We start from the raw sequence: 6,767 nt of genomic DNA on the forward strand, positions 1-6,767 counted from the left end.
ATATGTTTATCTGTGTGGTATAACGCTGATCTGTGCGATCTCCAAGGTATTCTATGCCAATGCGGAAAATTGGCACGCATATGTCTAGCCATGTGGCAGCGCTGCCTGATCAAAACAGCGGCCCCCGCAGAGGCCGCTGGTCTGGTTCGTTATGGGCACTTAGGCGACGGGCCACGCGGTTGCGCGGATCTGATCGAAGGTTTGCACCTTCTTGATCTCACCGTTCAGGAACACACATTCCAATGCTTCCGCACCCTTTGGTATGTTTGCCGCTCGTCTAGCGACAAATGCGCCTGAATCGGACCGCATCACGCCTTGTTTCCCTTTCTTGGAGGTCTTGCTGCCTTTTGCGGTGATCGGGTCTTTGAACACGTCGTGCCACTTGTCGTCATAGAAAATCGCGGACGCCTTCATCGCGTAACCAAAGCTATCGCGATCAACCTTTTGCAGCAGACCACCGCCCATCCCGAATGCGATGTTTCCAATCGCCAAGCCGCGATCAATCATCACGTCCATGATCTCCAAAATAGAGTCTTTGTTAACGCCATCCCCTTGGATCACACGGACCTTTTCAGGCAAAATGCGGTAACCTTGTTTGGTCAGGCTGTATCCGAACTTGGCCATCAGTGCTTCGATCACGTCAGGGACAATCTCTAGCGGATCGCCACTATCAGGCCGCACGACCAATACACCATCGCGGGCCAAAACGTCGTCTTTCAGCGCACCACCCCAGTAGTCTTTGACCGCGCGCATCAGATCGTAGCTATCACTCACGCAGGCGATGATCCCTTCTGGGTTCTGTCGCAAGAACCGCCGCATCTGGTCCAATTCGCCGTCTTCGCCCGCCGCAGTCATGGTGGAGTGTTCGCTGGCGGGAATAGAGAACCCAGCCATATCAGCCCCATAGAAATTACGTGCGTAGACCAATCCGGCAATAGTGTCGGTTCCCAAAGAACTGACAAGGTGTGCCGCCCCACCGATGCCAGCCGCGTCAAAGCATGTCGCGCCACGGGCACCGAAATCATGCAGTTTGAACTTTGCGCCCGCAGGATCACCGTCAGTTAGCTCAAGCCGGTCGCGGATACTGTTCATCACAAAGTAAGACAGGCTGGCCACACTGGACGGATACCAAATGGCCCGCAGCAGCCGTGTTTCGAGGTAAGAAACCAACCAGTAGCAATTCGGATCGGTATTCTCGATCCGGATTTGTGGGATGGATACTGGCGCAAGGGTACCTTCGGGCAAAGCTTCGATCAGGATCGGCAGACGACCATCGTAAGTGTCGATGATATACTGCCAACCTTCGATGAAAATATCGAAACCGTGGGCTTTCAGAAACGGACTAGCCTCATCCAGCATCACCTGTGTGACAACACGTCCCGCCAGTTTGGCCAGCTCTATCTGCAATCCAAAAAACATGATCTTATCAATCTGGCCCCACGCACGGCGCGGTTCCACATAAGAAGACACAAACTGGGTGCCTTCGGGATACTGAGAGAAGTGGGAAAGCTTGTAACTGTCGGTATCAAACAGAATGTTGTCCACGGCGACAGCATTGGGGAATAGCGCATTTGCGCCCTTGGGATCGTAGGTCATTGTCCTGTTCCTCCTCGGATTGGGACGGATATGAAACCTGCGGACCTCCCGCAGGTTTGGTGTGCAAAGATATGCTCTCGCGGGCAATGGACCTTAGCTTTGCGCCATCAAAATGGACGAATAAGCAAAGGGTACATCGGGGACGAGGGCTTGGATGATATCGAAGTGATCCTCGAAAATAGTGTCTGGTGTGATTTCGGTAATCGGGACCCATCGGGCGTTGGCCGCATCGTCGCCCGCCTTGAGTTTTTCAAGCGACTTGCGATCTTGCAGTTCGAAAACAAAGGCCTCGGTACGCACCCAGCCCCGTTCAGACCGGTCAGGGTGATCAAACACACGGCGCGCACGCAATCGTCCCCGCATCGCACCCTTCGGCATGTCCAATCCTGCTTCTTCGTAAAGCTCGCGCAGGCTGGCCTCTTCGGCGGTTTCATCAGGGTCGATATGGCCACCGGGCAACGCCCAAAGGCCCTTACCGGGTTCCATCTTGCGTTCAACCATCAAGATGTGGCCGGACTGGATCACGACGGCATCAGCGGTGTTGATCGGAATGGGATACCCGTAAACTGCCTCTGCTTTCGCAATACGATCCTGATAACTGCGGACGAACGCACCCTCTTTGCGGATTGTCTCAGCTGCATCAGGCATTTGCGCCATCCATTGCTGAACAGCAGCAACCTGCTGGCTGCCAAATCGATCCGCTAGACCATCCACGCCTTCGCCAAAGAACAACCCTTCCCGCAAGTCGGTCGCATTTACGACGACCCCGTTGTGGACCGAAGGTGCCACGCCGTTCAATTCCCACGATGGAAACCAGTTCAGGTATTGGGACGACTTATCCTTTTCCAAACCGACCAAAACAATCTTGGTTGCATCGGGGTCCAAACCAGCCTTGCGCATGTGCAATGTCACAGCTGTCCGCACGTTGGTTGTCCAAGCGCGGTCGTTGTACAACGTATCAACCAGCGGCAATGTCGCGACAGGTTTCGCGGCATTTTCAGTGGCGGTACGAATGAACGAAACGCGTTCGTTGTAGGAGAAAGGATTTTTCCAACTGCGGGGGCGATAAGAACTACCCACCAAAATCAATAGACTGTCGGCCTGCGCCAATGCGCTATCGACGACATCCATGTGACCGATGTGAAATGGTTGGAAACGGCCTATAAACACGGCCAATGTGTGCATCTTGCTCATCTCGCGCGACCTCCGCTGCGATTATTTTGTAGATCAGGACCTCCCTGATCTGTTCGTGAGATTAGCAAAACGCGCAGTTGCGGGCAAGTAGAACGTCATCAATGGTGTTATGCATAGGTTGCATGTCACCACCTGCCGTCGTGCGAAAAGGGCGTTGAAGGTTGACACAAAACGCCCCGTCAACATGATGCGCCGGCATCTATAATCAGCCGATCCCGATCCGCGACGGCGCCCCTGTACACGACTGAAGGACTGACACCATGATCCGTAATCCAATTTTGACGGGCTTTCGCGCCGATCCTTCGATTTGCCGAGTAGGATCGGATTACTACATCGCGGTGTCGACGTTCGAATGGTACCCCGGCGTTGAAATCCACCATTCCACTGATCTTGTGAACTGGCGTCTGGTCGCCCGCCCGTTGAACCGTGCGGCACTTTTGGACATGCGCGGCAACCCTGACAGCTGCGGGATTTGGGCACCGTGTCTGTCGCATGCCGACGGTAAATTCTGGTTGGTCTATACAGATGTCAAACGACTGGATGGGGATTTCAAAGACGCGCACAACTACATCACCGCCTGCGAGACAATTGATGGCGACTGGTGCGACCCATGGTATATTAATTCTTCAGGGTTCGACCCGTCCTTGTTCCACGATGACGACGGGCGCAAATGGTTCGTGAACATGCAGTGGAACCACCGCGGCGCGGGTTCTGGCGTGAACCCAGCGCATGACCGCTTCGACGGGATTTTGTTGCAAGAATGGTCTCCTGATGCCGGACTGACCGGCCCAATCACAAATATCTACGGCGGAACAGATCGCGGCCTGACCGAAGCGCCACATTTGTTCAAACGCGCCGGATATTACTACCTAACCACGGCCGAAGGCGGCACAGGCTACGAGCACGCGGTCACCCTGTCACGGTCCCGCGGCATTGCTGGTCCCTATGAGGATCACCCAGACAAACACGTTATCACGACGAAACATGCACCAGATCACCCAATTCAACGCACCGGTCATGGGCAGATGGTCGAAACGCCGGAGGGCGAAGTGTACCACACCTTCCTGATGGGCCGCCCGATGTCCGGTCCAAACGGCACAGGTCAGTTTTGCCCGATGGGTCGCGAAACAGGGATTGAGAAATGTGTTTGGCGCGACGATTGGCTCTACCTCGAACACGGCAGCCAAGTTCCGCGTGAAGAGGTCCCTGCCCCTAAGGGCATCACCGCAACGCCACATGCGCCGCAGGCGATACGTCGCGACTTCGCAGATGGCATCTTTCCGCCCGAATTCCAATGGCTGCGCACACCGAACCCAGATCGGTTGTTCCGCGTTGAACCAGGTGCCGTGGTCCTGACTGGTCGTGAAAGCTGGGGATCATGGTTCGAACAATCGCTGCTGGCGCGACGGCAGGAACACCACGCTTACACGGCCGAAACGCAGGTCGACTTTGACCCTGACACCTACCAACAGGCAGCGGGTCTGTTCACCTATTACAACCGATGCAAATTCCATGGGCTGATCCTGACCTATGAGAACGGCCAACGTGCATTGCGTGTCGTGTCCTGCGCAGGTGATTGGCCAGACGGGGTGCTGTCATGGATGTCCGACATTATCCCCGTCGCCGACGGGCCGGTCGAGATGCGGGTCGACGTCGATCACGCGTCCCAAAAGTTCCTGTGGCGGCAAGGCGGGGAATGGCAACAGATCGGCGAAACTCTCGACGCGTCAATCATTTCGGATGAAGGAGGGCGCGGCGAACACGCATCATTTACAGGCGCATTCGTCGGGATGCACTGTATCGACACATCAGGCCGCGCACGCGAAGCACGGTTCGATCACTTCGACTACATACCAAACGGTACGACGTGATTGTGCGGGCGGTCTAAGGCCGCCTCCCCTGCCCGCCGAAGCAATTTCGGTCGTGGAACAATCAGCTGGTCGATAGGCAGAACGCGCCTATGTTCTGTGCCTTATGGTGCCCGTCGTGAAATGCACCACGCACTTATCTATCTGTGTGGCAAAACGGTCATCGAAGTGCCAATTGTCTCGCCATAAAGGCCGATCACAGATCTGTCAGCTGCCGCTGGACCAGCGCCTACATCACGCTATTTCGTGACGCGTTAGGCAATGTAAGGGCGGCCAATGTCATCCATCGGAAATAAACTAAGTCCCGCGCTCCTTTTGAGTCTGGGCGCATTTTTGATACTTGTTTTGACCTTCAGTGCGACGCAGGCCTTTGCGCACGTTCGGTGGTTTGTCGACACCAACGTAACGATCGAAAATTTCGTCGCTTACCGCATCACTGACCCCGAGGTTTTGATCTGGATAGCGATGTCCATCATGATCGTGCTTGCGTCCTTCGTGTTGGACACAAAGCTACCAGAGGTCCGCGTCGTCGGCAGCGAAACCCGGCATGATTTCATCGAAATTTTGCGTATCTTCACAGGCATGTCATTGCTGCTGACAGCATATGAAGGCGCGCTGCTGGCACCCCATCTGGTCGCCTATGGGGCCTTCGGGACAAAACTGATTTTCCTGCAGGCCATCATCGGAATTCTATTGATCGCCAACCGTTTTGTGCGCCATGCGGCAATTCTGCTGATCATTCTCCACCTCGGACTGACCATCCAATTTGGCGTCCTCGCTGCACTGGAATATCTCAGCATGGTTGGCATTGCGATCTTCTTGCTGATCAACAACTTGCCAACACGAGAATTGCGCGCACAGTACAAACCGTTTTCGGTGGCAATCATGCGCATCCTTGTCGGGATTTCGCTGATCACGCTCGGGTTGGCCGAAAAGCTGTTCGGTGCCATCTTGGCCGAAAGCTTCCTCGCTGCAAACCCATGGAATTTCTTGCCTGCTCTTGGGTTCGAATTCGTGACCGATCGTCTGTTTGCACTATCGGCGGGATTTGTCGAAGTGATCTTCGGGATCATTCTGGTGCTTGGAACAACCACCCGTCTGACAGTTCTTGCCCTGTCTATGGTGCTTTTGACGTCAAATGTCTTGTTCCTGATCGAAGGCAACAACGAAGCAGCGCTGGTCGAATTTGTCGGTCATATGCCCATCATTGGCGTCGCGCTTGTCCTGTTGCTTTTGGGCGCAGGCCAGCGGTGGAAACTCAGAAAGCTGGTGCCTGATTGGCGCAAAAATACAAACTTGAAAACCGTTAGGGTGCCTCACGATGTCTAAGATCTCTTTGCGATTTCCATATCTAATCTACCTCAGCATTGCGTCTATTCTGATCGGCGTCCTCATCGCGCCACTATTCCGCGATCTTCCCGTGCAGCAGACAGCAGTCGATATGATGGCACACGACATGCAACACGGGATGTTAGAGGTGCCAGCCGTCGGCGCCCCGCAGATCGCAATCGCCGTCACAAAAGACCCTATGAACGGCTGGAATGTGTCAGTGACGACCGACAATTTCCGTTTCACGCCCGAAATGGTGAACAGCGAAAACGTCGGAAATACAGGCCACGCCCACCTTTATGTGGATGGCATCAAAATCGCACGCCTCTACGGGCCGAACTTCCATATCCCTGACTTGCCAGCGGGCGATCACGAAATCTCCGTGAACCTCAGCAGCAATGACCATTCATACTACATCGTGAACGGGCAAAGGATCGAAGCGCGCACCATCATCACGCAAAACGATGGTGATTGAGGATGCAAGCCAACTCTGCTCACAAACACGGTGTCAAACCCGACTGGCCCTTGCGCACCGTCACGGTTTGATTGCTGTCAGCAATGGGCACACGTACATCAGTGTCCTTTACATCATTTCGTTGATCGGCCCCCTGCCCTACTTGAAACGGCCCTATTTTCAGGGCTTTTTGAATAACTCGGGCAACCATAATCGTTAACACGTTGATATAACGTATTTTTTACGATTGTCAGGTGACAACAATGGCCATTAGAGAGCGGTTTCCGGGTTAAACTGCGTATTTTGGATTAAACGCCTCAAATATC

5 protein-coding genes are annotated in these 6,767 nt (G+C 54.3%); 3 read left to right on the forward strand and 2 right to left on the reverse strand.

Features of this window, described 5'->3' with window-relative positions; all coding sequences use genetic code 11:
• Positions 1-159: 159 nt before the first annotated feature.
• Entirely contained in the window at positions 160-1,596 is a 1,437-nt protein-coding gene (locus AC0L7R_RS18925; protein WP_473660887.1) for a nicotinate phosphoribosyltransferase, read from the reverse strand.
• A 93-nt stretch (positions 1,597-1,689) separates the two neighbouring features.
• Positions 1,690-2,790 (reverse strand): NUDIX domain-containing protein, encoded by a 1,101-nt coding sequence (locus tag AC0L7R_RS18930; protein ID WP_473660889.1) that lies wholly within the window; start codon positions 2,788-2,790, stop codon positions 1,690-1,692.
• A 260-nt stretch (positions 2,791-3,050) separates the two neighbouring features.
• Here AC0L7R_RS18930 and AC0L7R_RS18935 point away from each other — a divergent pair, with 260 nt between their 5' ends.
• From AC0L7R_RS18935 to AC0L7R_RS18945, 3 genes are all read left to right on the forward strand, one after another.
• Positions 3,051-4,661, forward strand: a complete 1,611-nt coding sequence (locus AC0L7R_RS18935; protein WP_473660891.1) for a family 43 glycosylhydrolase — start codon at positions 3,051-3,053, stop codon at positions 4,659-4,661.
• Between the two features lie 330 nt (positions 4,662-4,991).
• On the forward strand, positions 4,992-5,987 hold the full coding sequence (locus AC0L7R_RS18940) for a hypothetical protein (RefSeq protein ID WP_247130061.1): 996 nt from the start codon (positions 4,992-4,994) through the stop codon (positions 5,985-5,987).
• A complete protein-coding gene (locus tag AC0L7R_RS18945) occupies positions 5,980-6,462 on the forward strand; it encodes a hypothetical protein (RefSeq protein WP_473660893.1) in 483 nt (160 codons plus the stop codon). Before AC0L7R_RS18940 ends, AC0L7R_RS18945 begins: the two co-directional genes overlap by 8 nt.
• The last annotated feature ends 305 nt before the right edge of the window (positions 6,463-6,767 follow it).

Source organism: Yoonia sp. D2-7, from assembly GCF_055809435.1.